The organism is Kriegella aquimaris (assembly GCF_900103215.1).
In the GTDB taxonomy this organism is placed as follows: domain Bacteria; phylum Bacteroidota; class Bacteroidia; order Flavobacteriales; family Flavobacteriaceae; genus Kriegella; species Kriegella aquimaris.
Genome location: NZ_FNGV01000039.1, coordinates 1 through 1,821 on the forward strand (window position 1 = coordinate 1; position 1,821 = coordinate 1,821).

Genomic DNA, 1,821 nt, shown 5'->3' on the forward strand with positions numbered 1-1,821 from the left:
AGAATTTGAGATAAAGAATGGACTTTTCTACTTGCCCAAAATGTTTGCTAACAATTGTATATAGCCACTAGTAACTATATATCTATTTTGTCCACACCACTAATCTAAGGGATTTTTGATGTTCTCAAAAGTATTTATTGCCACATGGGTGTATATTTCCGTTGTTTTGCTGGAGCCATGGCCCAAAAGCACTTGGATCCTTCTCAGGTCGACCCCGCTTTCCAACAGGTGAGTGGCAAAACTATGGCGCAGTACGTGCGGGGTAACGGTCTGCGCGACCCTTGCCTTTTCTGCCGCCGCCCTTACGATCTTAAGTACGCTTTGCGGGCTGTACTTTCGGCCCCCGCGCCCTTCGAACAGATATTCCCGTGGTCTCCATTCTCGATAATAGGTACGCAGGTCTTTCAGTGCCGTATGCGATAAAAGGGTAAACCTGTCCTTGTTGCCCTTTGAGCCTTTTACCCGTACCAACATCCGCTTGCTATCGATATCGGCCGGTTTCAGGCACAACAGTTCACTGCGGCGTAGGCCCGAACCGTACAACAGCTGCATAATGCACCGATGCTTGATGTTGTTGGCATTATCGATAATTGAAAGTACCTCTTCCTTGCTGATGACGGTGGGCAACTTGGATTCCTTTCTTGGTCTTTCGATCTCATAGAACCGATTGGGCATGCCCAAAACGACCTCGTAGTAGAACTTGATGGCGTTTATGGCCTGGTTGAGATAGGAGTTGGATACGTTCTTATGGACAAGTTTTTGCAGGAACGCCCTGATATCACTTTCGTCGATGGAGCTCAGTTCCCTTTCCTTATAGTGGTTGATGAACATTTCAAAAAAGGAGACATAGGTACGAACCGTATTGTCGGCATAGCGCTTCAGTTCAAGTTTCAGGAGATATACCTCGGGGCAGTACCTGTATCCGGGCACGGGCTTCCTTCTCCGGAACCACTGTACGTCGACCGCTTCGTTCCCCGTATTGACCGGCCTATTGGTCAGGAACCGATTATAGTTTATCCAGACATGGCCCTTGAAGGTATTGAAGATAATGTCGAGGTTGGCTTTGGTATTCGGAATATACACCATGTTATAGCTCTCGCTCCACTTTGGGCCTGGAAGCCCTTTGATCAAGCTTTGGATAAGCCTATCGGGCGCGAATTTGATGCCTATCATCTTTTGATCGTCGATCATCAAATGATATAGTGAAATGGATTTGAACGAATTCATTCGACAATTTAATTAGGTTCTGGGATTTAAACGGTATTTTAACCGCTTAATATACGTTTACAAATGCTTACAAATAGAAAGTGCCCCGTCTGCGGATCTCCTGTAAAGGGAAGGTCCGATAAGCTGTTCTGTTCCACAAAATGCAAGTCCATAAACCAATATGAAACCCGACAGGTCGAGGAGGGGTTCTATTTGCAGGTGGACAGACAATTGAAAATAAACCGGAAGCTATTGAAGCGGTACAACAGATCGGGCTATACGACTATGAGAAGGGCCGAATTGATTACCAAAGGGTTCGACCCTAAATTTTTTACGCATCATTGGAAGAACAAAAAAGGCGACGTTTATCTTTTTTGTTATGATTATGGTTTCCTGCCCTTGGAACGGGATTCAAAGGACAAATATTTAATAGTCAAATGGCAGGACTATATGAAATAGCACCACCGGGAGTCTTTGGATATTTTTAAGTGGAACAACGACATATGCGACCCAAGCCCTAGCGGAAGTCGAAAAACCCTTCCACTCCAATCCTCCCGATGCGGACACACTCCGCCGGTCCGCCAGGGAAGTCTTTCCGCTCCGGTTTTCCCGACA

2 protein-coding genes are annotated in these 1,821 nt (G+C 46.0%); one reads left to right on the forward strand and one right to left on the reverse strand.

The features are described from left to right. Window positions 1-99: 99 nt before the first annotated feature. Window positions 100-1,227, reverse strand: coding sequence for a site-specific tyrosine recombinase/integron integrase (gene xerA, locus BLS33_RS24530; RefSeq protein ID WP_245731676.1), 1,128 nt, complete (start codon window positions 1,225-1,227; stop codon window positions 100-102). Between the two features lie 63 nt (window positions 1,228-1,290). Between xerA and BLS33_RS24535 the strand changes: the two genes are divergently transcribed. Then, a complete protein-coding gene (locus BLS33_RS24535; protein ID WP_089895980.1) occupies window positions 1,291-1,665 on the forward strand; it encodes a DUF2116 family Zn-ribbon domain-containing protein in 375 nt (124 codons plus the stop codon). Window positions 1,666-1,821: the final 156 nt, after the last annotated feature.

Bases quoted from the DNA above. Each gene is read 5' to 3' on its own strand.
- BLS33_RS24535 (WP_089895980.1), top strand. From the start codon at position 1,291: ATGCTTACAAATAGAAAGTGCCCCGTCTGCGGATCTCCTGTAAAGGGA.
- xerA (WP_245731676.1), bottom strand. From the start codon at position 1,227: ATGAATTCGTTCAAATCCATTTCACTATATCATTTGATGATCGACGAT.